This window comes from Streptomyces sp. R-74717, from assembly GCF_047305335.1.
In the GTDB taxonomy this organism is placed as follows: Bacteria; Actinomycetota; Actinomycetes; order Streptomycetales; family Streptomycetaceae; genus Streptomyces; species Streptomyces atratus.
Map to the genome: position 1 here is coordinate 2,032,523 of NZ_CP102361.1, position 23,657 is coordinate 2,056,179.

The window sequence follows — 23,657 nt, forward strand, 5'->3', positions numbered from 1 at the left end:
GTTCTCGGTTCCTTCGTGGGTCGGGCAGAGAAGGGGGCGGGGGTCAGACGGTGCGGCGCAGCCGGATCAGGCGGCTGGCGTAGTCGCCGGCGGGCAGCCGCAGGTCGATGCCCCGCCGGGTCAGGACGGCGCCGCTGTGGGTGATGCCCTCGTCGATGTCGAGGTAGCGGGCCGCGGGGTCCAGGGCCGGCAGGGCGAGCCCGGGGGGCTGGTGGCCGAAGCGGGTTGCGGGGCGCCAGGCAAGGACGGCGTGTTCGGTGTCGTCCTGGGACGCATAATGCACGGCTGTCACTCCGTCGGGGCCGTGGAGGCGGTACTGGCGGCCGTGCTGGACCAGGGGGCGGATCTGCTTGTAGCGGATGACGAGCGCGGTGGCCTCGTCGAGCTCCTCCTCGGACCAGGCGGTGAGATCCCCGCCGAGGCCGAGCGCTCCGGCCATGGCGACATGGAAGCGGAACCGGAGAGGGGTGGTGCGGCCGGTGGTGACATTGGGGTTGTCGGTCACCCAGGCCGCCATGACCTGAGCGGGGAAGAGCTGGCTGAAGCCGTGCTGGATGCTGATCCGGTCGACGGGATCGGTGTTGTCGGAAGTCCAGGCCTGGTCGGTGCGGGCGAGGATGCCGAGGTCGGCCCGTCCGCCGCCGCCCGCGCAGGCCTCGATGCGAAGGCCGGGGTGGTCGGCACGGAGGCGGTCCATGATCCGGTAGACGGCGCGGGTGTGGTCGATCCACAGCCGGTCGGGGTCCGGATGGCCGGCCCATCCGGCTTCGGTGACGACCCGGTTGGCATCCCACTTGAACCAGTCGACGTCGTGGTCGCGCACCAACTGGTCCAGGGTCCGATGGGCCCAGGCCTCGACTTCGGGGCGGGCGAAGTTCAGCATGAGCTGGTTGCGCAGTTCGGTCGCGTCCCGAGTCGCCGCATGGACGACCCAGTCGGGATGGGCACGGTAGAGGTCGCTGTCGCGGTTGACCATTTCCGGCTCCACCCACAGCCCGAACGCCATGCCCAGGCGGTGCACCTCGTCGGCCAGTGGGCGCAGCCCGTCGGGGAACGCCTCGGGCCGGGGTGTCCAGTCGCCGAGGCCCGCCCGGTCGCTGGTACGGCCGCCGAACCATCCGTCGTCGAGGACGAAGAGTTCGGCGCCCAGACGTGCGGCCAGCCGGGCCAGGTGCAGCTGGCCGGGCTGGCCGACGTCGAAGCCGGTGGCTTCCCACGAGTTGTAGACGACGGGCCGGTCCTGGTCGGAGGTGGGCAGGATGCCGGTGCGGATGTGGGTGTGCCAGGCGCGGCTGGCGGCGCCGAAGCCGTCGGGGGTGTAGAGGCCGGCGAAGACGGGTGTGTGCAGGCTCTGGCCGGGCTGGATGGTCCAGCTGAGTCCTTCGTGGCCGAAGCCGCCGGTCCAGGTGGTCCGGCCGACCGGGTCGCGGTGCACGGTGATGCGCCAGCTTCCGCTCCAGGCCAGGGCGGTGCTCCAGACCTCGCCGTGTTCCTCGCCGGCGGTGCCGTCGTCAAGGGCGAGCCAGGGGTTGGCGTGGTGGCTGGTGACTCCGCGGCGGCTGGTGAGCACGGTCTCGGCGACCGGGAGCCGGTCGCGCTGTAGCTGGAACTCGCTGTTCCAGCCGCCCACGAGGTGGCTGAGCCGGTAGTCGGGCAGTGCCGGCAGCGTCCAGGAGGCCGAGTCCAGCCGGTCGACGGTGATGGGGCCCGAGTCGTCGGCTCCGGTGTGGGTGAGTTCCACCCAGCGCTCGATGACGTCACTGCCGGGACGGACGCGATAGCCCAGTTCGGCCGCCAACGGGTAGCGGCGGTCGGCCAGTTGCAGGCGGAGTTCTCCGTCCCGGACCGTGTGGCCGGTAAAGGACCACTGGGCGCCGCGGGTGCCGTCGGCGAACCGCACCTGGAGGCCGGCCCGAACCGCGCACCGGTCTGCGGGGCCAATTCGTCCGGGGTGGGGTCTGTCTCGAAGCTGCTCGCGGCAGGTGAGGTGGCTGCGGGCAGTCCACAGAGGGCGTCGGTGTCGAGCTTCTCCCCCCAGTGCAGATGCCGGGGGCTGCCGTCGGCACCGATGCGCACGGCGTAGACGCTGCTCGGGGTCCGCAGGACCACCAGCCCGCGGGTGGGGTCGAAGGAAACGGATGAGGGCGTGGGAGGCACAGGAGGTCCCGAGGGGTGTCGAGCGTCGGTGAGGACCCGGGCAAACGGAAACGCCGAATGACGTTTGAAGTGGCCGGAGTTGGGCCAGAGCGTAGGGCCGCTCGAACGAGAAAATCAATACTGGACGAAGTTATTTATTTATCGTAGGTTGCCGCCGTGTTTCCAAACCACTCGCGACCACTGGTGACGGCACCGGCCGAAACCGCCATCCTCACCCTGCTGTTGGCCGAAAGCCCGCTCAGCCGGGTGGAGCTGGCCCGCCGGACGGGTCTGTCCTCGACCGCTGTGACCAAGGCCGCGCGACCACTCATCGACGACGGCTACCTGCACGAACTTCCCCCGGAGCGCACCGCTCCAGGGGCCGGACGCCCCGTGAACCCGCTGGCCGTCACTCCCGACCGGGAGTTCGTCGTCGGTGTGAAGATCAGTGCCGACACCCTCTTCGGCGCGGTCTGCGACCTGCGGGCCCACATGCGCACCACCGCCAGCCGACCGTTGGGCGACCGCGACCCTGCCGCCGTATGTGGGCTGCTGGCCGAACTCGTCGCCGAACTCCTCGACGCGAACCCCGAGTACCGGGCCCGCACCCGGCACCTGGGCATCGCGGTCTCCGGCGACGTGGACCGCCCCTGCGGGCGTGTCCGCTACTCCGTGCTCCCCAACTGGCGCGACGTGCCGCTGGCCGAGACCGTCGCCGCGGCGACCGGCCTGACCGTCACCGTGGAGAACGACGTCAAGGCCATCACCGCCGCCGAGCACTGGTTCGGCGAGGGCATCGGCACCGAGTACTTCGCGCTGGTCACCATCGGAGCCGGGATCGGCTCCGGGATCGTCATCAACGGTGAGCTGGTCGCCGGCGCGTACGGCGTCGCCGGAGAAATGGGGCACATCAGCATCGACCCGGCCGGGCCACGGTGCCACTGCGGCCAGGTCGGCTGCGTCGAGGCCATCGCCTCCAGCGACGCCGTCCTCGCCGCCATCCGCTGTGCCACCGACGACCCGGACCTGGACTTCGACGGCGCCGTTCAGCTCGCCCGTGGTGGAGACCCCGCCGCGCAGGGCGTCTTCGCGAGGGCGGGCCACGCCATCGGCGTCGGCATCGCCACACTTGTGAACCTCGTAGGTCCCGAGCGCGTCGTCGTCACAGGCGAGGGGCTTGACACCTACGACCTTTTCGGAATGCACATCAGGGACGCCTACGAAGCGCACTGCTTCAAAGCAGCGGCGAAATGCCCGCTGACCCTGCGTCCGCTCCCCTGGGAGGAGTGGGCCCGCGGAGCCGCCGTCGTCGGCATCCAGGCCCTCTTCCCCTGAACGAGCGTCACCATCCTGTTCGCCGGCCCAAGCTTCCGGCGCAACCGATGTCCATCACTGTCTGCCAACGGTGAATGCCGGACACCGGCTGCGCCGGACAACAAGACGTACACCCAACCCTCTTAACCTGAAGGACGCGAAGTGAGCGCACGGAGCTCCAAGCTTAGTCGCAGAGGATTCCTCGGCGGATCCATCCTGTTCGTCGCCGGAGCGGCGGTCGGCTGCAGTACCGACCCGACCGGCGGCGGCTCCTCCGGGGCGAAGACCACCCTGAACGTCTGGTCCCACGCCTACGGCGAGGCCGGCACCCAGCAGGCCCTCACCCGTTATGCCAAGGCGTTCACCAAGGCCAACCCGGACATCGCGGTCAAGGTCACCTGGACCCCTGGCGACTACTCCGCCAAGCTCTACGCGACCCTGCTCACCGACTCCGCCCCGGACGTCTTCGAGATAGGCGACTTCAGCGAGAGCTTCGCCCGGCAGGGCCAGATAGCCCAGCTGGACGACATCTACGGCAGCGCCAAGTCCGACTTCAACCCGGGCGCCCGCGAGATGGTGACCGTCGACGGCAAGCTCTACGGCGTCAAGACGCTCGACGACATCATGATGCTCTACTTCCGCAAGAGCGTGCTGTCCAAGGCCGGCATCACCCCGCCCGCCACCTTCGACGCGCTCGCCGACGCGGCCAAGGCCCTGAGCTCCAAGAAGACCAAGGGTCTGTTCGTCGGCCAGGACGGCCTGGGCGACAGCGCCATCCTGGCCGTTTTCTCCAACGGCGGCGACCTCGTCACCACCGACGGCAAGGCAGCCTTCGGCTCCGCCCAGGCCGCCGAGGCCGTGGCAGGGCTCAAGCGCCTTCACGACGACAAGTCCCTGCTGCTCGGATTCACCACCGACTGGTGGGATCCCGCCGCCCTCACCCAGAACGTCGTCCCGATGCAGTGGGGCGGCCTCTGGTCGATGCCCGCCATCAAGACCGCGCTCGGCGACGACTTCGGCGTCCTGCCCTGGCCCGCCTTCAAGTCCGGCGGCAAGCCCGTGGTCCGCGTCGGCGGCTGGAGCACCTGCGTCAACGCCAAGGGCAAGCACGTGGAAGCGGCCAAGAAGTTCGTCCAGTGGCTCTGGGTCCAGCAGACCGACCTCCAGACGGACTGGTCGCAGAGCTACGGCCTCCACATCCCGCCGCGCAAGTCCGTCGCCGCCACCGCCAGCAAGCTCACCCAGGGCCCCGCCAAGGAGACCGTCGAGCTGGCCGCCAAGTACGGCAGGAACAACCCCAGCACCTGGAACAAAACCGTGAGCGGCCTCTTCGCCGCGGCTGCGGCGAAGGTCGTCAGCGGGCAGGGCGACGCGGAAAAGCTCCTGGCCGACGCGGCCAAGCGGGCCCAGAGTGACATCGACAAGCAGCGCGCATCATGACGTCCGCGCCTCCATCCACGCTTCACCACGAGCGTGTCGGGTGCCCCGCGGCTGAGCCGCGGGGCACCGCCCCCCTCCGCCGTTCCCGCACGGACTGGCGTGCCTGGGGAGCGTTCGCGCTGCTCGCCGGACCCCTGCTGATCGGCCTGGGCCTCTTCAAGTACGTCGCCATCGGCTGGAGCTTCCTGCTCAGCCTCAGTGAGGCCCGCGGCACCATCTCCCTGGGGCACTGGGTCGGCCTGGACAACTACCAGGCGCTGCTCTCCGATGCGGTGTTCCGCAAGTCGCTCGTCCAGATCCTGCTGTTCACGGTGGTCATCGTGCCGGTGACGTTCGCCGCCTCGCTGGGACTGGCGCTGCTGGTGCACCGGATCCGGCGCGGCCGGGCCGTACTGCGCACCGCCTTCCTGATCCCGGCCGCCGTCTCCTACGTCGCAGCCTCCCTGCTGTGGAAGATGAGCCTGTTCAACGGGTTGCCGAGCGGCATCGCCAACACCCTCGGCGGCTGGTTCGGCATGGACGCCCAACCATGGCTGCAGACCACCTCGCCGCCGCTGTACTGGGTCGCCCTCGTCACCCTCCGCCTCTGGCTCCAGGTCGGCTTCTACATGGTGCTCTTCCTGGCCGGACTCCAGGGCATCCCCAAGGAGATGTACGAGGCCGCCGCCCTCGACGGCGCCACCGGCCTGCGCCTGCTGCGCAGGATCACCCTGCCGATGCTGCGCAACACCTCGGTGGCCGTCCTGATGCTGCAGTTCATCGCCGCGTTCCAGGCGTTCGACGAGTTCTACAACCTGTTCAACAGCGGGCTGTCCGGGGCACTCGCGGCCCCGATCCGAACCCCGCTGGGCTATCTCTACGACACCGCGATGGGTTCCCAGAACTACGGCCTCGGGTCGGCCGGAGCCTTCGTGCTCACCGCCCTCATCGTCTGCGTGACCCTGATCCAGGGCCGGATCACCGGCTTCGGAAAGGGTGAGGAGTGAGCAACATGACAACCGCCCGACACCTGCCGCAGGTGCTGCGCCGGTCCGTGCGCGGCGTGCTGGCCGGCCTGCTGACGGCAGTGTTCCTGGCGCCCTTCTACCTGATGCTGCGCAACGCGCTGATGGACACGCAGGGCCTGACGTCACCGGACTGGACCTGGTGGCCGTCGACGATGCACTGGGAGAACTTCACCTCGCTCTTCAGCGACCCCAGCGTGCACATGGGCCAGGCCCTCGGCAACTCGTTGCTGATCGCCGCGATCACCGCCCCGGTGTCGACGCTCCTCGCCTCGGCCGCCGGATACGCCCTCGCGCGCATCCCGGTACCCGGACGCGGCGTCCTGCTCGCCCTGGTGGTGGCCACGCTGATGATCCCCGGCTCGGTGACGTTCGTCCCCACCTTCGTCGTCGTGGGCTCCATGGGCGGGGTCAACACGCTGTGGGGAATCATCGCACCCGGGCTGTTCAACCCCTTCGCCGTTCTGCTCTTCCGTAACTTCTACCTCCAGTTCCCCAGCGAGATCGAGGAGGCCGGACGCCTGGACGGGCTCGGCTGGCTCGGCCTCTACCGCCGGATCGCGTTGCCGTCGTCCGGAGCGATGCTCGCCTCGCTCGGCGCGCTCGCCTTCATCGACAGCTGGAACGCCTTCCTGTGGCCGCTGGTCATCGGCCAGGACCCGTCCGCGTGGACGGCCCAGATCGCCCTGTCGACGTTCCTCACCTCACAGACCATCAACCTGCCCGGCCTGTTCGCCGGAGCCGTCGTGACCATCGCCCCACTGGTGGCCATGTTCCTGGTTGCCCAGCGCTACATCGTCGAAGGCATCGCCACCAGCGGCCTCAAGGGCTGAGCCGCACCTGACTCCGGACCACCGGTCCGGGCCGCACCACCTGAAGATCCAACCCCCACACCCACCCCACCCTTGGAGGGGACAATCATGAGATCCGACAGGTCGGCTCCCGCCGTCAGGAGATTCTTCTCCCGAATCCTGCCCGCCACGGCAGCCGCGGTTACCCTCGTCCTCGTGGGAACCTCCGGTTCCGTCGCGGCGCCCCCCAGCGCCACCAACACCGCCACTCCCATGACCGGACCGCAGTTGGCAGCCTCCTGGACGGGGCCGCTGAGTACCCGCGGGCGGTACATCGTCGATGCCAACGGCAACCGCTTCAAGCTGAAGGCCGGCAACTGGGCCGGTGCCCAGGGCACCTGGGAAGGCAGCGGCGACGTCAACGACCCCGCGAACCACCAGGCGGACCAGATGTCGCACAACCTCCCGTTGGGCCTGGACCGCGCGCCGATGACACAGATCATGGCCGACTTCCACGAGCTCGGGCTGAACAGCATCCGGCTGCCGTTCGCCAACGCGATGATGCGCGACACCACGGTCGTACCGGACTCCGCGGTCGCGGCCAACCCGCAGCTGAAGGGCAAGACCCCGCTGCAGGTGTTCGACGCGGTGGTGGCGGCCCTGACCGCCGAGGGGTTCGCGGTCATTCTCAACAACCACACCACCTCCTACCGCTTCTGCTGCGGCCTGGACGGCAACGAGCGCTGGAACAGCGGACAGTCCGCCCAGCAGTGGCAGGACGACTGGCTCTTCCTGGTGAACCGCTACAAGGCGAACAAGCGTGTCGTCGGCGCCGACCTGCGCAACGAGATCCGCCGCGACACCTGGGACGACCCCAACTGGGGCTGGGGTGACGACCACGACACGTACGCGGCCTTCGAGCTGGCGGGCACCCGCATCCTGCAAGCCGACCCCGACATGCTGGTCATCATGGAGGGCATCAACTGGTACGGCATCCCGCTGGACGGGCTGAACTACGGCAGGCCGATGCTGACCCCGGTCCGCGAACTCTCCAACACCCTGATCACCTCGGGAAAGCTGGTCTACGCCGCGCACTTCTACGGCTACACCGGGCCGAACTACACGGGTGCCGACAGCGGACCGGGGCATACCAACGACTGGCCGTACGAGGACTTCCCGCTCGACAAGCTGAAGCAACTGGTTCACGACGAGGCCCTGTTCGTCACCCAGTCCGGCCAGCACTTCACTGCCCCCGTCTGGATCAGCGAGTTCGGTGCCGGCGGCCGAGGGTCGCAGGACACCAAGGAGAAGACCTGGTTCGGCAACTTCACCGACATCCTGGTCGAGAACGACACCGACTTCGCCATCTGGCCGCTGGTCGGATGGACCGGCGCCAACGGCGCGCCGCAGGACACCTGGGCCCTGATCTCCTACGACACCACCGGCAAACGACAGAGTCTCAGCGACTCCGGTGACTGGCGGTCCGCCGACTGGAACAAGCTGGTCAACGCCTCGGGCGTCTCCGGTCCGGTCGCACAGGTCGACCACTGGAACATGCTCAACCTCGACTTCCGCGACCACAACGTCTCCTCCCGCATGCTCGCCCAGGGCGACTGGAGCCCCGGCTACCGCAAGGGCAACTGCCCCGACAGCCAGCGCCTGACCGGCCTCGGCCGTAGCGACAAGCGCGGCCTGTGCACCGACGCGAACCAGCCCGCCAAGGGAGCCGGTGACTGGGTGGCCGTCCATGACGAGCGCTACGTCACCGGTGACTGGGCCTCGGGCTACAACAAACTCCAGTGCCCCGACAACACCTTCGCCGTCGGCTACAGCGTCAACGGCAACTCCATGGCCGGCCTGCTCTGTGCGCCGTCCGCCGCACCGCTGCCGCTGAACGGCCGCAACGTCTGGTTCGACCAAGGCAACAACCGCCCCGCCACCGGCGGCTCGGTCGAAAGCGACTGGGCTCCCGGCTACTACAAGGGTCAGTGCGCCGACAACGAGTACATCGCCGGCGTCGCCTTCACCTGGAAGTGGAACCACGGCGGCGTTCCCGACGCACTGCTCTGCCGTCCGCTGAGCTGACCCACCTCCATCAGTTCCATCAGTTCCATCAGTTCCATCAGTTCCATCAGTTCCATCAGTTCCATCAGTTCCATCAGTTCCATCAGTTCCATCAGTTCCATCAGTTCCATCATCGAGGAGACCACGGCCATGCCACGACTCGAGGTTGCCGCAGACGGCTTCCGTCTCGACGACCGACCGCTGCGGATCATCTCCGGCGGGCTGCACTACTTCCGGATCCATCCGGAACAGTGGGCCGACCGGCTTCGCAAGGCGCGTCTGATGGGACTGAACACGATCGAGACCTACGTCCCATGGAACCTCCACTCGCCCCATCCGGGAGAGTTCCGGCTGGACGCAGGTCTCGATCTTCCCCGGTTCCTCGATCTGGCCGCCGCCGAAGACCTGCACGTACTGCTCCGCCCCGGCCCGTACATCTGCGCCGAGTGGGAGGGCGGCGGCCTGCCCTCCTGGCTGCTCGCCGACGAGGACATCGAACTGCGCAGCCGCGACCCGCGCTACCTGAAGTCGGTGGACGACTACCTCGCTGCCCTGCTGCCGCCCGTCCTTCCTTACCTCTCCACTCGTGGCGGCCCGATCCTCGCCGTGCAACTGGAGAACGAATACGGTGCGTACGGCGACGACTCCGGCTACCTGGAGGATCTGGCGGAGCTGCTGCACCGGCACGGAGTCGACGTACCGCTGTTCACCTGCGACCAGCCCTCCGACCTGGAGCGCGGCGGCCTCGACGGCGTCCTGCGCACCGTCAATCTCGGCAGCCGGGTGGACGCCGGGCTCGCCGAACTGCGCACGCATCAGCCGTCCGGGCCGCTGATGTGCAGCGAGTTCTGGATCGGCTGGTTCGACCGCTGGGGCGGCACCCATGTCACCCGCAGCACGGCCGACGCCGCGGCGGACCTCGAACGGCTGCTCGCGGCCGGCGCCTCGGTCAACATCTACATGTTCCACGGCGGTACCAACTTCGGATTCACCAACGGCGCCAACGACAAGGGCACGTACCGCCCCACCGTCACGTCGTACGACTACGACGCGCCTCTGGACGAGGCCGGCGATCCCGCCCCCAAATACGCCGCCTTCCGCGAGGTCATCGCCCGGCACGCGCCCGTCCCCGAGGAGCCGGTACCCGACCCCGTGCCCAAGCTCGCCCCGGCCGCCGTGGAACTCACCGCATGCGCCGGCCTCCTGGACCAGCGCGAGCGGCTCGGCAGCGCGGTGCACGCCGACCGCCCGCAGGTCATGGAACAGCTCGGCCAGTCCTTCGGATTCATCCTGTACGAGACGGCGCTCCCGGCGGCCGGGCCGACCGTCCTGCGCATCGCCGAGGTGCACGACCGCGCCCAGGTCTTCGTCGACGGCCAGCCGGTCGGCGTCCTGGAACGCGAGAACCATGAGCACGCCCTCGCCTTCCACACCCCCCGGCACGGTGCACAACTGGCCGTGCTGGTGGAGAACCAGGGCAGGGTCAACTACGGGCGGGGCATGCACGACCGCAAGGGACTGCTCGGCGAGGTCTCCGTCAACACACTGGCGCCGGAGAGCTGGTACAGCCGGCCGCTGCCTCTCGACGATCTGAGCCGGCTGTCCTTCACCGCGTTCGAGCCCGCCTCGCCCCCGGTCGGCCCCACGTTCCACCGTGGACACCTGGACATCGAGCAGCCGGCCGACGGCTGGATCGCCCTGGACGGCTGGACCAAGGGCCACGTCTGGATCAACGGCTTCGCACTCGGCCGGTACTGGTCCCGAGGACCGCAGACCACTCTCTACGTCCCCGCACCGATCCTGAACGCCGGCCGGAACGAGATCACGGTCCTCGAACTGCACGGCGCCACCACCCGCACGGTGGAACTGCGGGGCACTCCCGATCTGGGCCCCGTCGAGGACTGACGTCCGTGACACCGGACAACAGGCCTCAGCCAGTTGGACCTACCGGCCACGCCGACATGAACCTCCAGAAGGACCGAGAATGCCCCAGCCCCCTGCCAGCGCCCATGACATCGCCGCCCCGGCCGGATCCCCGGCGAACTGGTGGAGACAAGCCGTCATCTACCAGGTGTACCCGCGCAGTTTCGCCGACGGGAACGGCGACGGCATGGGCGACCTCCCGGGCGTGCGCAGCCGGCTGTCGTATCTGAAGGAACTCGGCGTCGACGCCCTGTGGCTGAACCCCTTCTACGCCTCCCCACAGGCCGACGCCGGCTACGACATCGCCGACCACCGTGCGGTCGAGCCCACGCTCGGCACGCTGCCTGACGCCGAAGCGCTGATCCGGGACGCCCACGGGCTCGGGCTGCGCATCATCGTGGATCTCGTGCCCAACCACTCCTCCGACCAGCACGAGTGGTTCCTCCGCGCGCTGGAGGAGGGCCCGGAATCGGCGTTCCGGGAGCGGTACCACTTCCACCCCGGCAAGGGCGAGAACGGTGAGCTGCCTCCCAACGACTGGACGTCCGTCTTCGGAGGCCCCGCCTGGACCCGCACGAAGAACCCGGACGGCACCTTGGGCGTCTGGTACCTCCACCTCTTCGCTCCCGAGCAGCCCGACTTCAACTGGGAACACCCGGCCGTCGCCGACGAGTTCCGCTCGATCCTGCGTTTCTGGCTCGACATGGGCGTCGACGGCTTCCGCGTCGATGTAGCCCAAGGCCTGATCAAGGCCGAAGGCCTGCCCGACATCGGGCGCGCCGACCAGCGGAAGATGCTGGGTACCGAGGAAATGCCGTCCTTCGACCAGGACCGGGTCCACGAGATCTACCGCTCCTGGCGCCGGATCCTCGACGAATACCCGGGGCAGCGGATCGCGGTCGCCGAGGCCTGGACGCCGACGGAAGAGCGCAGCGCCCGCTACGTACGCCCCGACGAGCTGCACCAGGCGTTCAACTTCTCATACATGTGCGCCCCTTGGGGCGCCGACGAGTTCCGCGAGGTCATCGACGCCGCGCTGGACGCCATGCGGCGCGTGGGCGCTCCCACGACCTGGGTGCTGTCCAACCACGACACTACCCGGCACTCCACCCGCTTCGCCGGACCACAGACCGGCAACCAGCTCCCTGAGGCGGGGGGCCACGCACTCGGTCTGCGCCGGGCTCGTGCCGCCACGTTGCTGATGCTCGCGCTACCCGGGGCCGCGTACCTCTACCAGGGCGAGGAACTGGGACTCCCCGAGGTCACAGACCTGCCCGACCGGGTCCGCCAGGACCCGACCTTCGCCCGCACCCAGGGGAAGGACGGTTTCCGCGACGGCTGCCGGGTACCGATCCCGTGGACGGTCGAGGGCACCTCGTACGGTTTCGGCACGGGCGGCAGCTGGCTGCCGCAGCCCGAGGGCTGGGGGGCCCTCAGCGTCGAAGCCCAGACCGGCGACCCGGACTCGACGCTTGAGCTGTACCGCAGCGCGCTCGCGGTACGGCGGGCGCATCCGGGGCTCGGCGCGGGTGACACCGTCGAATGGACCGACGCGCCTGCGGGCGTGCTCGTCTTCCGTCGCCAGGGCTTCGTCTGCACGATGAACACCACCGATGAGGCGGTACGCATCCCCGCACCCGGGCGTCTGCTGCTCGCCAGCTCCCCGGTCGGTCCCACCAACGGCTCCCACGGCGCGAGCTTCGATCTGGCCGCGAACACCACGGTGTGGTGGACGGTCTGACGCCCCCGTTCCCGCACCGCTCCTGACGGCCGACCGCAACAAGATCACCGTCCTCCACCGACGACAGAGGATTCCATGCACAGCAAGCGACGCCTCACCGAGCAGCGGCTCGACCGGGTGCTGAACCAGCGCATCCGGCCCGCGGTCCACGCCCGTACCGTCCCGGTCGAGATCGCGATCTGGACCGTGCCGGGCGAGCCGGTCCCCGTGGCCGACGGCCTGGCCGCACCGTACGAACCCGTGACGCTCGGGCACCGGTGGGGGCCGCCCTGGTCCACGAGCTGGTTCAGGATCAGCGGCAGGGTTCCGCAGGAGTGGGCCGGCCTGCGGGTCGAGGCGGTCATCGACCTCGGCTTCAACGTCACCGGCGCGGGCTTCTCCGCCGAGGGCCTGGTCTACCGGGCGGACGGCAGCGTGGTGAAAGCACTCAACCCCCGCAACGCCTATATCCCGGTCGCCGACCCGGCGGTCGGCGCCGAGGATTTCACCTACTACGTCGAGGCCGCCGCCAACCCCAACCTGGTCGACGACCACATCCCTACGCGGACCGGGGACCAGCCCTCCTGGATGACGGGAGCCGGCTCCGAGTGCGCGCCCCTGTACCAGCTGCTCCGACTGGATCTGGCGGTCTTCGACGCACAGGTGTGGGAACTCGCCCAGGACCTGGACGTCCTCGGGGGGCTCATGCGCGAACTGCCCGAGGCCGACCCGCGCCGCTGGCAGCTCCTGCACACCATCGAGCGGGCCCTGGACGCAGTCGACCTGCAGGACATCGCCGGCAGCGCCACCGCCGCCCGCGAGGTGCTGCGCCCGGCGTTCGCCGCCCCCGCGGCCGCCAGCGCCCACCGCATGTCCGCCGTCGGACACGCCCACATCGACACCGCCTGGCTGTGGCCGCTGCGCGAGACCGTCCGCAAGGTCGCCAGGACGCTCTCCAACGTCACCCATCTCATGGACGAACACCCGGGCTTCCTCTTCGCCATGTCCCAGGCCCAGCAGCTGGCCTGGCTCAAGGAGCACCGCCCCGAGGTCTACGCCCGGGTCCAGGAGAAGGCGGAGAAGGGGCAGTTCCTGCCTGTCGGCAGCCTGTGGGTGGAACCCGACACCAACATCACCGGCGGTGAGGCCCTCGCCCGGCAGCTGATCCATGGGAAGCGCTTCTACCTCGACGAGTTCGGTGTCGAGACCGAGGAGATGTGGCTGCCCGACACCTTCGGCTACAACGCGGCCATGCCGCAGCTGATGAAACTGGCGGGAATCCGGTGGTTCCTCACCCAGAAGATCTCCTGGAACACCACCAACAAATTCCCGCACCACACCTTCTGGTGGGAGGGCATCGACGGCACCAGGATCTTCAGCCACTTCCCGCCGGTCGACACCTACAACGCCGAGATCACCGGCGCCGAACTCGCCCATGCCGTCGGCAACTTCCAGGACAAGGAGGCAGCCAACAGCTCGCTGCTCCCGTTCGGCTACGGAGACGGCGGCGGCGGCCCCACCCGGGAGATGCTGGCCCGGGCCGCGCGTCTCGTCGACCTGGAGGGCTCGGCCAGGGTCGTCATCGAGAGCCCCGCGGACTTCTTCGAGCGGGCACACGCCGAATACCCCGACGCGCCGGTGTGGCAGGGGGAGCTGTACCTGGAGTTCCACCGCGGCACGCTGACCAGCCAGCTGAGGACCAAGCAGGGCAACCGGCGCAGCGAGCACCTGCTGCGAGAGGCCGAGCTGTGGTCGGCGACCGCCGCCGTGCGCACCGGATTCGCGTACCCTTACCAGGCCTTGGACCGGCTGTGGAAGACGGTCCTGCTGCACCAGTTCCACGACATCCTGCCCGGCTCCTCCATCGCCTGGGTGCACCGGGAGGCGGAGCAGACCTACGCCGCCGTCACCGCCGAGCTGTGCGCGATCACGGAGGCCGCCCAGCGCGCCCTGGCCGGCGAAGGCGATCTGCCCGTGGTCTTCAACGCCGCTCCGTTCGCCCGCGACGGTGTCCCCGCCCTCGGCGCCACGCTCCGCACCCTGCCGCCGAGCCGACCCGTCGCCCCGGTCCCCTGCGGGGACGGTTTCGTGCTGGACAACGGCCTGGTCCGCGTCCGGATCGACGCCCAGGGCCTGGTGACCTCGGCGTACGACATCGCGGCCGACCGCGAAGCGCTGGCCCCCGGCGCCGCCGCCAACCTCCTCCAGCTGCACCAGGACTTCCCCAACGAGTACGACGCCTGGGACATCGACGCCTTCTACCGCAACACCGTTCACAACCTCCTCGACGCCGACTCGGTCGGGGCAGAGGAAGGCGGTGTCCGGATCGTGCGGACCTTCGGCGACTCCCGCATCGAACAGTTGGTCTCCCTGCCCGAAGACTCCCGACGTCTGGACATCGACACCGAGATCAACTGGCACGAGAAGGAGAAGCTCCTCAAGGCCGCCTTCCCGCTCGACGTACGGGCCGACCACTCCAGTGCGGAGATCCCCTTCGGACACGTCCAGCGCCCCACCCACACCAACACCAGTTGGGACGCCGCCAAGTTCGAGATCTGCGCCCACCGGTTCCTGCACCTCGGTGAACGGGGGTGGGGCGCGGCTGTGGTCAACGACTCGACCTACGGGCACGAGGTCACCCGAGACGTCCGCGCCGACGGCGGCACCACCACCACCGTCCGGCTCTCTCTGCTCCGCGCTCCCCGCTTCCCCGACCCGGATGCCGACCAGGGCCACCACCGCCTGCGCTACGGGTTCGTCATCGGCGCCGACATCGCCGACAGCGTCCGCGAGGGCTACACGTTCAACCAGCCGGAGCGCAGCCTCCCCGGCTCGACCGAGGTCCAACCGCTCGTCACCGCGGACAACGAGGCCGTCGTCATCGAGACGGTCAAACTTGCCGACGATCGTTCCGGCGACATCGTCGTACGCCTCTACGAGGCCCACCGCGGACGCGCCCGAACCGTCCTGACCGCCGGCTTCCCGTTGGCGTCGGCGACCGAGACCGATCTGCTGGAGCGCGAACTCGACCCGCGCGAGAACGTGGACGCCGTACAAGCGGACGGTCGAAGGGTGCTCCTGGCACTCCGCCCGTTCCAGATCCTCACTCTTCGGCTGAGGCCCCGAACGGGTGACTGACCAAGACCCTCCGGGACGGACCACTCCATCTGCTCCACCATGCCGGCCATGGAGCCCCGGGGCCACCGACCTTTCAAGTGATCAGCCAACCCACGACCAAAAAAGGTAGGACCGCCGTGCCTGCACTCCCCGCCGCCGTCCTGTTCGACATGGACGGCACCCTGGTCGACACCGAGCACCTCTGGCTCCAGGTCACCGCCGAACTCGCCGCCGGCCTCGGCCACACCCTCACCGAGGAGGACCTGCCCGAGGTGCTCGGCCGCGCCGTCGACCACACCGCCGCCCATCTGTACCGCATGACCCGGACCAGCTTCACTGCGGATACCTTGGCCGAACTCCTCAGCGACGCGTTCAGCAGCAAGGTCGCCGCCGAGGTCGTCCCCCGGCCCGGCGCACTGGCGCTACTCGCCGAACTGTGCGACGCCGCCGTGCCTACCGCGCTGGTCTCGGCCTCCCCCCGCCGCGTAGTAGACCTGGTCCTCGGCAGCCTCGGCGATCACTGGTTCACCGTCACCCTCGCCGCCGAGGACACCGAGCGCACCAAGCCCGACCCTGCCCCCTACCTGGCCGCCGCTGATCGACTCGGGCTGGACCCTTCGACCTGCGTGGCCGTCGAGGACACTCCGACCGGGGTCGCCTCCGCGCGCGCCGCCGGCTGCTCGGTGGTGGCCGTTCCCTCCACCGTGCCGATCGCCAAGGCCGACCGAATCACCCTGCTGGACAGCCTCGAACAGGCCGACCTGGCGCTGCTCTCCGCACTGACCGTGTCGACGACGCAGACCGCCTGATGCCGTCACCCACTGCTCGCGCTCGCATGTTCGCGAGAACCTGGGTCTACCAGGAATCAGGTGTGCTTCGTCTGAATGGCCTACAGGGTTTCCGATGGGCCGGGTGGTCTACGCTCGCCCGGTGGAAAGGCGCCGCATCTCGGGGGAACCTCACCGCACACCACACGCACCAGCAAAATACCAGGTCAGGATCCCTTCGCGGCCGGTTCGAGGATGGCGACGCACTCCACATGATGCGTCAACGGGACCACGTCCGTACGGCAGGCAGCGTGATCCTGGACAGCACGTCCGTCACCGCGAAGGTGCGGATTAAACCGTACGGCGGCGGGGTTGTCCCTGAACGAAGCCGATTCGTGGAGATGAGAGTCGGGCGGAACTGGAGGCATGGCCGTGCACGGTGAGTACAAGGTCCCCGGCGGCAAGCTCGTCGTGGTGGATCTCGATGTCGAGGGCGGGGCGCTGCGCAACGTGCGGGTGGCCGGGGACTTCTTCCTGGAGCCGGACGAGGCGATCCTCACGATCGACGCGGCGCTGGAGGGCGCCCCTGCCAACACCGGCACCGCCGGTCTCACCGCCCGGATCGACGCGGCGCTCCCCGCCTCGACCGTGATGCTCGGCCTCACCTCCGAGGGCGTCGCCGTCGCCGTGCGCCGGGCCCTCGCGCACGCCACCGAGTGGAGCGACTACGACTGGCAGCTCGTCCATGAGGCCCCGCAGTCCCCCGCACTCCACATGGCCCTCGACGAGGTCATCACCGCCGAGGTCGCCGCGGGCCGGCGCCCGCCGACGCTCCGGGTGTGGGAGTGGGCCGCGCCCGCCGTGATCATCGGCAGCTTCCAGTCCTTGCGCAACGAGGTCGACCCGGCAGGCGCCGAACGCCACGGCATCACGGTCGTCCGCCGCGTATCCGGTGGTGGGGCCATGTTCGTGGAGCCCGGCAACACCATCACGTACTCGCTCTCCGTCCCGGAGTCCCTCGTCTCCGGCCTCTCGTTCGCCGACAGCTACGCCTATCTCGACGACTGGGTGCTCGGTGCTCTCGGCGACATGGGTATCAAGGCCTGGTACCAGCCCCTCAACGACATCGCGACCGACATCGGGAAGATCGCCGGAGCCGCCCAGAAGCGCATCGTGGGCCCCGACGGCGGGCCCGGCGCCGTGCTGCACCACGTGACGATGTCCTACGACATCGACGCCGACAAGATGCTCGATGTCCTGCGCATCGGCAAGGAAAAGATGTCCGACAAGGGCACCAGGAGCGCCAAGAAGCGCGTCGACCCCCTCCGTCGGCAGACCGGTCTCCCGCGCCGGACCGTCATCGACAACATGATCGAATCCTTTCGGAAGCGCCACGGCCTCACCCCCGGCAAGGTCACCCCTGAGGAGATGGCCCGGGCCGAGGAACTCGTACGCACCAAGTTCGGTACATCCGAGTGGACGGCCCGGGTTCCGTAGCCCTCTCACATTCCCGTCACCGGCAGTTCCTGCTCGGTCCAGATGATCTTGCCTTCGGGCGTGTAGCGGGTACCCCAGCGGTGGGTGAGCTGGGCTACGAGGAAGAGGCCGCGACCGCCCTCGTCCGTGGTCCTGGCGTGGCGCAGCCGGGGTGAGGTGCTGCTGGCGTCGGAGACCTCGCAGATCAGGACGGACTGGCGCAGCAGCCGCAGCCGGATCGGGCCGGTGGCGTGACGCAGCGCGTTGGTGACCAGCTCGCTGACGATCAGCTCGGTCGTCATCTGCAGCTCCTCCAGGCCCCAGGTCCTCAGCAGTCGGGCCGTCCGGGCCCGGATGCCCGCGACGGCTGCCGGGTCGGAGGGCACCTCCCATGAGACGACGTGGTCGGCGCTCAGTTCGTGGGTGCGGGCGAGGAGCAGGGCGACGTCGTCGGGCTGCGGCACGGGAAGCAGCTGCTCCACGACCGTCGCGCACAGTGTGTCGAGCGGAAGTCCGCGCTGGGCCAGGGCACCGCCGAGGCGGGACATCCCGAGTTCGGCGTCCCGGTCCCTGCCTTCGATGAGACCGTTGGTGTAAAGGGCGATCAGGCTGCCCTCCGGCAGCTCGATCTCCGCTGTCTCGAAAGGCAGCCCGCCCAGGCCGAGAGGGGGGCCTGCGGGCAGTTCGGGGAAGTTGACGCGCCCGTCCGGGGCGACGACGACGGGGGGCGGGTGGCCGGCTCGCGCCATCGTGCAGAGCTGGGTGACCGGGTCGTAGACGGCGTACAGGCAGGTGGCGCCCAGCACGGTCGTGCCGCTCGACTCGCCCTCGGGTTCCTCGTCGCTCAGGCGGATCACCAGGTCGTCGAGGTGGGCCAGCAGTTCATCGGGGGGAAGGTCCATGTCGGCGAGGGTGTGCACCGCGGTGCGGAGCCGGCCCATGGTCGCGGCGGCGCTGATGCCGTGTCCGACGACATCGCCGACGACCAGGGCGACCCGGGCGCTGGACAGCGGGATCACGTCGAACCAGTCGCCCCCGACACCGTCCTTGGCATCCGCCGGGAGGTACGAGGAGGCCACGTCCAGGGCCATGCCTCCGGGCAGCGTGTGCGGAAGCAGGCTGCGCTGCAGTGTGAGCGCGGCGGCGTGCTCGCGGGTGTAGCGGCGGGCGTTGTCCACGCACACCGCCGCCCGTGCCACCAGGTCGCGGGCCGGAAGCACGTCGTCCGGCTCAAAAGCGGCCGGGTTCACCGATCGCACGAAGGTGGTCAGGCCGAGCACCGTGTCCCGGGCCCGCATGGGAACGGCGATGAGGGAGTGGAAACCGAACTCGCGGATGGTCGCTTCCCTGGCGGGTTGTTCGACCGCCCACAGATGCCTGACGGTGTCGAGGGCCGGGATCAGAACGGGTTCGCCGTCGCTGAGGAACCGGACGTCGTGGGGCGGGGGCAGGGAATCCACCTGTTCCCCGATCCGGTAGACCGCTTCCGGGCAGCCCTCCCGCACCGAGCTCATCCCTGCCCGGCGCATCGTCGGCCGGGACGACGCACCACCGCCACCGGAGCGAGCGGCTCCTCCCGTACCGGAAGGCGCTGTGCCCGAAGGCCATGGGCCGGGCTCCTCGGGGCTGGCGACCGGCTCCAGCAGGTCGACGGTGACGAAGTCGGCGAACCGCGGCACCGCGAAGTCGGCCAGTTCCTGAGCCGTGCGCATCACGTCCAGGGTGGAGCCGATGCTGGCTCCGGCGTCGTTGACCAGGGCCAGGCGCTGCTGGGCCTTCCACCGGTCGGTGACGTCCAGGACCATGTAGCAGATGCCGGTGACGGTGCCGTCGGCGTCGGTCAGAGGGAAGAACGACGTGGAGTAGGCGCGCTCACGGTGCGGATCGGCCCAGCTCCAGCCCCGGTACTCGAAGTCGATGACGGGGACCCCGGTGTCCAGCACACGGCGCATCAGGGGTTCTATGGCGTCGGTCTCCAGTCCCGGGAACACTTCGCCCATCCGGCGGCCCACGCGCTGCTCACGCGGGACGCCGCCGATGCGTTCCAGGGTTTCGTTCATCCAGACGTAGCGCAGTTGCGGGCTCATGACCGCCATACCGATCGGCGAGCTGGTCAGGAAGGCATCGAGCACCGACTGCCCGACCGTCCGTACCGGTCGCCGTTCGCGCGCGGAGACCAGGAAGCACTCCCGGCCGTCCAGGTGGAACGAGGCCGAGATCCGTAGATCCACTTTGATCCGCCCGCCGTCGCGCCGCCGCACGTCGGCCACACCGCTCCACCCCACGCCCGCACGGCACCGTTCGGCGATCCTCGCCACTCTCACCGGGTCCTCGGGCATCGCGAGGAGGAAACCGGCGGACCGCCCGACCACCTCGGCGGCGCGGTACCCCAGCAGGTCCTGTGCGCTGTGCGTCCAGCCGATGACCGTTCCGGTAGCGGCCACCACCGCGGTCGCGTCGTTCGCCGTGTCGAAGAAGTGCTGGGGGGTCCTGGGCTGCGACGGTTCGGCTCCGGACGCCGACTGCGGGCCTTCGGACGCCATACTGGTCACCACCCATCCACTCCGTTCCAGTCCATGTTCCCGCCTGCTGCGCTCCGGTGCGAACGTCCGCCACCATGGACCGCGCGGGCGGGGCTGCTGTCGCGCCGCCTTCAGGGGCGGGGTTCCCGGGGTGCGACGAGGCCCGATTCGTAGGCGAAGACGACGAGCTGCGCCCGGTCGCGGGCGCCCAGCTTCGTCATGGCGCGGCTGATGTGGGTCTTCGCGGTGAACGGGCTGATCACCATGTGTGCGGCGATCTCCTCGTTGGTGAGTCCACGGGCGGCGAGCGCGCTGACTTCGCGCTCCCGGCGGGTGAGGGTCTCGAAGCCGGGCGCAGTGCTCCGGTCGGGTGGTCTGGCGACGAATTCGCCGATCAGCCGGCGGGTGACGGCGGGCGAGAGCAGTGCGTCACCGCCGGCCGCGACGCGGATGGCCCTCAGGAGTTCGGCGGGCTCGGTGTCCTTCAGGAGAAAACCGGCGGCTCCGGCGCGCAGCGCGTCGAAGACGTACTCGTCGAGGCCGTAATTGGTGAGGATCACGACATGGACGCCCGCCAGCAGGGGGTCGGCGGCGATCTCGCGGGTGGCCTCGATGCCTCCCATCACCGGCATCTGTACGTCGACGAGGGCGACGTCCGGAGTGTGCAGCCGGGCGAGTTCCAGGCCGTGGCGGCCGTCGGCGGCCTCGCCGATCACCTCGATGCCGTCCTCCGCTTCGAGCAGCGCGCGGAATCCGGCCCGCATCAGCGCCTGGTCGTCGACGATCAGCACCCGGATCGTCGGGGCGTCCCCGTCGGTCATCCGACGGTTCCGGCGGTGCGCAGGGGGAGCTCCGCGCGTACGGAGAAGCCACCGGCCGGGCGGGGTGCGGCGTCGAGGATCCCGCCGAGTGCGGTGACGCGTTCCCGCATGCCGGTGAGGCCGGTGCCCGCGGTGACGGTGTCACCGGCGACACGGGGGCCCTGGTCGTCGACGTGCACGGTCAGGGCCCGTTCGGTGTAGGTGAGGCGGACGGTCGTCGTGGCACGGTCGGCATGCCGGGCGACATTGGTGAGGGCCTCCTGCACGATGCGGTACGCGGCCCGGTCGACGGCCGGGGGCAGGGGCCGTTCGTCACCGCTGACCGTGACGGCGAGCGCGATGCCCGCGGTACGGGCCCGCTCGGCCAGCTCGTCGATGCGGTCGAGCCCGGTGCCGGGCTCCACGACGTCGGTCCGGAGCACTTCCAGTGTTGCCCGGAGCTCACGCATCGCCTCGCCGCTCGCCTCCTGGATGGCGAGCAGTGCGGGTTCCACCTCGGTGCCCCGTTTGCGGGCGAGGTGCACGGCGACTCCTGCCTGGAGCTTGACGATCGAGATGGAGTGGGTGAGCGAGTCGTGCAGCTCGCGGGCGATCCGCAGCCGCTCCTCCCCCGCCCGGCGCAGCGCGGTCTCGTCCCGGCTGCGTTCGGCGTCCAGGGCCCGCTGTTCGGTCTGGCGCAGATACGCCTGCCAGTTCTGGTCGATGAGTCCGGTGACGCCTGCGCAGAGGAACCAGCCGAGCAGCAGAAGGGTACGTTCGACGGTGTCCTGGGGGGCCGGTGCGGTGACGGCGAGGACCGTGAAGTAGCAGGTGAGGAAGACGGCGCCCGCGCCGACGCCCCAGGCGCGGTGTCCGCTGCGGGCGGCCGCGTGCACGGCGGCCAGCACGGGGAACGCCGCCCAACTTCCCGGATGGGCGTGAATCACGTACCCGAGCATGCAGAGCGTGGTGACGGCGAGGACCGCGCGCGGGGCGCTGCGGTGCCCGGCCAGTGTGAGTGCGCCGGCCGCGATGAGCAGCAGGTCGAGGACGCCGGGCGTCGAGGCGACGAGGGCCGCGGCGGTGACCGCCGCGGCGACGACGACGGCAAGTGCCGTGTCCAGCAGGCTGGTTCGCCGGTCGATGTCCTTCGTTTCCCCCCGCATGTGCGGCACCCTAACCTCCGTACGACTGCGGCGGCATCACCCGCAGGGACGGGGACACGACTACTCCCGGGGAAGTAGTCGCGGCGGCGGTGAATCACGCGGGATCAGTGGAAACCGCCTTCGGGTGTACGACGACCGGGGGCGGGGCGGCGGGCGAGCATCGTCGCCATGACCGGACCTTTCCGTTACACCTCACCCGTACCGCCGAAGTCGGCGACCGGCACGGTGGCCGATGTGTACGCCCAACTGGGCATCGATTTCGGCATCGAACGTGCCTCTACCTTTGTCGTCCTGTCCGCCGCGCCACCGTTGCTGGCCGGTGCCTGGGCCGTGATGCGGGAGTCCCTGCTGGCCGGGCGGGCGCCGCGCACGGAGAAGGAGGTGGTGGCTGCCGGGGTGTCGCTCGCCAACCGCTGCCCGTTCTGTGTGGTCGCGCACACCGTGCTGCTGCACGCCACCGGCGACCATCGACTGGCCGAGACGATCGTGCGCGGCGAGCAGCCGAAAGACCCCGTACACCGCCAACTGCTCGCCTGGGGAAAGGACATGAGTACCGCACAGCCGTTCCCGGCCGAGCAGGCCGCGGAGTACATCGGGACGGCGCTCGCCTTCCATTTCATCAACCGGATCGTGTCGTCGCTGCTGACCGAGGACATGCTGCCCGGCGGCGCCCAGAAGTACCGCCTCGTGCGGACCGTGGCGGGCCGCTCCCTGGCCGGCACCGTACGCCGTGAGCTGATGTCCGGGAAGAGCCTGGCGCTGCTCGAAACGGAGGGCGAGTCACCGTGCTGGGCGGCGGGCACGGCGATCGGCACGGCATTCGGCGCGCTGCGTACGGCGGCGCATCTCGGCGCGGGGCTGCTGAGCGACGAGGAGCTGGCTGTCGTACGGGAATCGGTGGCGGCCTGGGACGGTGTCACTCGCCTGCCGTTGCGCGGCGCACAGCTGCCGGACCGGGACGAGCTGCCGGGCGCCCGGCTGGCGCTGCTCGCGGCCCGTGCGCCGTACCGGATCAACGACGACGACGTGGCCGCCTGGCTCGCACCGCCGCGCACCGATCACTGCCTGGTCCATCTGATCGCCTTCGGTGCGTTCTGCGCAGTCGAACGCATCGAGGCCACCCTCACCACCACCATGAAGGAGCAGGCATGACTGTCGCCGACGCCTGGAACGGTCCGCTCGGCCTGCACTGGGCCGACCATCCGGAGCGTTACAACGCCATGCTGGCCGAATTCGACGCGCCGCTGTTCGACGTGGCGGCGATCGGTTCCGCCGAACGGGTCCTCGACATCGGCTGCGGCAGCGGCCTCACGACCCGTATGGCCACGCGGCGCGCCCCGCAGGGGCGGGTCACCGGCGTGGACATCTCGGCGCCGCTCCTGGAACGGGCCCGACCCCGGAGGGTGTGCTGATGCGG

17 protein-coding genes are annotated in these 23,657 nt (G+C 69.7%); 12 read left to right on the forward strand and 5 right to left on the reverse strand.

The features are described from left to right. Window positions 1–43: 43 nt before the first annotated feature. Window positions 44–1,900 (reverse strand): alpha-galactosidase, encoded by a 1,857-nt coding sequence (locus NRF20_RS09125; RefSeq protein ID WP_413752371.1) that lies wholly within the window; start codon window positions 1,898–1,900, stop codon window positions 44–46. Window positions 1,901–2,313: 413 nt separating this feature from the next. On the opposite strand from NRF20_RS09125, the gene NRF20_RS09130 reads away from it, so the two are divergent. From NRF20_RS09130 to NRF20_RS09150, 5 genes are all read left to right on the forward strand, one after another. Then, window positions 2,314–3,471, forward strand: coding sequence for an ROK family protein (locus tag NRF20_RS09130; protein WP_398632991.1), 1,158 nt, complete (start codon window positions 2,314–2,316; stop codon window positions 3,469–3,471). A 141-nt stretch (window positions 3,472–3,612) separates the two neighbouring features. Further along, entirely contained in the window at window positions 3,613–4,890 is a 1,278-nt protein-coding gene (locus tag NRF20_RS09135; protein ID WP_413752372.1) for an ABC transporter substrate-binding protein, read from the forward strand. After that, complete coding sequence (locus NRF20_RS09140; protein WP_413752373.1) at window positions 4,887–5,876, forward strand: carbohydrate ABC transporter permease; 990 nt, start codon at window positions 4,887–4,889, stop codon at window positions 5,874–5,876. The genes NRF20_RS09135 and NRF20_RS09140 overlap by 4 nt, the downstream gene beginning before the upstream one ends. 5 nt (window positions 5,877–5,881) lie before the next feature. Next, on the forward strand, window positions 5,882–6,727 hold the full coding sequence (locus NRF20_RS09145; protein WP_413752374.1) for a carbohydrate ABC transporter permease: 846 nt from the start codon (window positions 5,882–5,884) through the stop codon (window positions 6,725–6,727). An 87-nt stretch (window positions 6,728–6,814) separates the two neighbouring features. Further along, window positions 6,815–8,770 carry a glycoside hydrolase family 5 protein gene (locus tag NRF20_RS09150; protein WP_413752375.1) on the forward strand — a complete coding sequence of 652 codons (1,956 nt, stop codon included), beginning with the start codon at window positions 6,815–6,817 and terminating at the stop codon, window positions 8,768–8,770. Here NRF20_RS09150 and NRF20_RS09155 read toward each other — a convergent pair. After that, window positions 8,671–8,901: a hypothetical protein gene (locus NRF20_RS09155; RefSeq protein WP_413752376.1), complete on the reverse strand. Its 231-nt coding sequence runs from the start codon at window positions 8,899–8,901 to the stop codon at window positions 8,671–8,673. The two genes, NRF20_RS09150 and NRF20_RS09155, sit on opposite strands and share 100 nt — an antisense overlap. Between NRF20_RS09155 and NRF20_RS09160 the strand changes: the two genes are divergently transcribed. The 5 genes from NRF20_RS09160 (at window position 8,900) to NRF20_RS09180 (ending at window position 17,773) form a co-directional block, all read left to right on the forward strand. Beyond that, window positions 8,900–10,654: a glycoside hydrolase family 35 protein gene (locus tag NRF20_RS09160; RefSeq protein WP_413752377.1), complete on the forward strand. Its 1,755-nt coding sequence runs from the start codon at window positions 8,900–8,902 to the stop codon at window positions 10,652–10,654. The two genes, NRF20_RS09155 and NRF20_RS09160, sit on opposite strands and share 2 nt — an antisense overlap. 79 nt (window positions 10,655–10,733) lie before the next feature. Beyond that, window positions 10,734–12,413, forward strand: coding sequence for a glycoside hydrolase family 13 protein (locus NRF20_RS09165; RefSeq protein ID WP_398632985.1), 1,680 nt, complete (start codon window positions 10,734–10,736; stop codon window positions 12,411–12,413). Between the two features lie 75 nt (window positions 12,414–12,488). Next, window positions 12,489–15,530: an alpha-mannosidase gene (locus NRF20_RS09170; RefSeq protein WP_413752378.1), complete on the forward strand. Its 3,042-nt coding sequence runs from the start codon at window positions 12,489–12,491 to the stop codon at window positions 15,528–15,530. 116 nt (window positions 15,531–15,646) lie between these two features. Next, on the forward strand, window positions 15,647–16,318 hold the full coding sequence (locus NRF20_RS09175) for an HAD family hydrolase (RefSeq protein ID WP_413752379.1): 672 nt from the start codon (window positions 15,647–15,649) through the stop codon (window positions 16,316–16,318). Between the two features lie 390 nt (window positions 16,319–16,708). Continuing rightward, on the forward strand, window positions 16,709–17,773 hold the full coding sequence (locus NRF20_RS09180; protein WP_413754550.1) for a biotin/lipoate A/B protein ligase family protein: 1,065 nt from the start codon (window positions 16,709–16,711) through the stop codon (window positions 17,771–17,773). A gap of 5 nt (window positions 17,774–17,778) precedes the next feature. On the opposite strand, the gene NRF20_RS09185 is transcribed toward NRF20_RS09180, so the two are convergent. The 3 genes from NRF20_RS09185 to NRF20_RS09195 form a co-directional block, all read right to left on the reverse strand. Beyond that, window positions 17,779–20,295, reverse strand: coding sequence for a SpoIIE family protein phosphatase (locus NRF20_RS09185; RefSeq protein WP_413754551.1), 2,517 nt, complete (start codon window positions 20,293–20,295; stop codon window positions 17,779–17,781). A gap of 110 nt (window positions 20,296–20,405) precedes the next feature. Next, entirely contained in the window at window positions 20,406–21,095 is a 690-nt protein-coding gene (locus tag NRF20_RS09190) for a response regulator (protein WP_398632982.1), read from the reverse strand. Then, window positions 21,092–22,240, reverse strand: a complete 1,149-nt coding sequence (locus tag NRF20_RS09195) for a sensor histidine kinase (RefSeq protein ID WP_398632981.1) — start codon at window positions 22,238–22,240, stop codon at window positions 21,092–21,094. The genes NRF20_RS09190 and NRF20_RS09195 overlap by 4 nt, the downstream gene beginning before the upstream one ends. A 168-nt stretch (window positions 22,241–22,408) precedes the next feature. On the opposite strand from NRF20_RS09195, the gene NRF20_RS09200 reads away from it, so the two are divergent. Both NRF20_RS09200 and NRF20_RS09205 read left to right on the forward strand, forming a co-directional pair. Continuing rightward, entirely contained in the window at window positions 22,409–23,392 is a 984-nt protein-coding gene (locus NRF20_RS09200) for a carboxymuconolactone decarboxylase family protein (RefSeq protein ID WP_398632980.1), read from the forward strand. Next, window positions 23,389–23,652: a class I SAM-dependent methyltransferase gene (locus NRF20_RS09205; protein ID WP_413752380.1), complete on the forward strand. Its 264-nt coding sequence runs from the start codon at window positions 23,389–23,391 to the stop codon at window positions 23,650–23,652. The genes NRF20_RS09200 and NRF20_RS09205 overlap by 4 nt, the downstream gene beginning before the upstream one ends. Window positions 23,653–23,657: the final 5 nt, after the last annotated feature.